At 58.1% G+C, this 1,121-nt stretch carries 1 protein-coding gene; it reads left to right on the plus strand.

Annotation, left to right across the window (positions count from 1 at the left end; translation table 11 throughout):
• On the plus strand, positions 1-1,083 hold a 1,083-nt coding region (locus AB0442_RS42585; RefSeq protein WP_366168866.1), incomplete at its 5' end, for an efflux RND transporter permease subunit.
• Between the last annotated feature and the right edge of the window lie 38 nt (positions 1,084-1,121).

Genomic DNA, 1,121 nt, shown 5'->3' on the forward strand with positions numbered 1-1,121 from the left:
GTTGAGCACACGCGGCTCCTGATGGTGAAAGCCACCGAATCGGGACAGGTCGCCGGTCTGATGACCAGCCTGGACATCAATGCGCCGCAACTTGATGTGGTTATCGACCGTACGCAGGCGAAAAGTCAGGGTGTCAGCCTGGCGGATGTGTTCGAGTCGCTTCAAATTTACCTCGGCTCGCTTTACATCAACGACTTCAACCGATTTGGCCGCACTTACAAGGTGACCGCCCAGGCCGATGCCGACCATCGCATGCAGGCGGAAGCCATCGGCCGACTGCAGGTGCGCAACGCGGCCGGTGACATGCTGCCGCTGTCTTCCTTTGTTACCGTGACGCCCGGCTCCGGCCCGGATCGCATCATCCGTTACAACGGCTACCCATCGGCTGATATCTCGGGCGGCGCGGCGATAGGTGTCAGTTCCGGTCAAGCGGTGGCCTTGATGGAGCAACTGGCAAAAGAGACGCTGCCGGAAGGCATGACCGTCGAATGGACCGATCTCACCTATCAGCAAAAGCTCGCGGGCAACGCGGCGCTGTTCATTTTCCCACTGTGCGTACTGCTCGCTTATCTCATTCTGGCCACGCAATACAACAGCTGGCTGCTGCCTTTGGCCGTACTGCTGATCGTGCCGATGTGTCTGTTGAGCGCCATGATTGGCGTCTGGCTGTTGGGGGGCGACAACAACGTTTTCGTGCAAATAGGCCTCATTGTGCTGGTCGGTTTGGCCGCTAAAAACGCCATCCTGATCGTCGAGTTTGCCCGCGGTCTGGAGGATGAAGGTGCTAACACGCTCGAGGCTGTGATTAAGGCTTGCCGGCTGCGGTTAAGACCGATCGTGATGACTTCGATCGCGTTTATTGCCGGCGTCATTCCGTTGATCTTCGCCAGCGGCGCGGGTGCGGAAATGCGCCATGCCATGGGGGTTGCGGTATTCGCCGGCATGCTGGGCGTGACCTTGTTCGGCCTGTTCCTGACACCGGTGTTTTATGTGGTGATTCGCGGCCTGACGGCGCGATTCGAGCAATACCGTACCAAAGGCAAAGCCAGCGTAAGGAGCGAGTCTGATGAGAAATCTTCGTAGAACCTTTTTATTGCCGCTGAGTGCGATCGCCTTGTTAG

The sequence above is a fragment of the Kitasatospora sp. NPDC085895 genome (genome assembly GCF_040702125.1).
Lineage (GTDB): Bacteria > Actinomycetota > Actinomycetes > Streptomycetales > Streptomycetaceae > Kitasatospora > Kitasatospora arboriphila.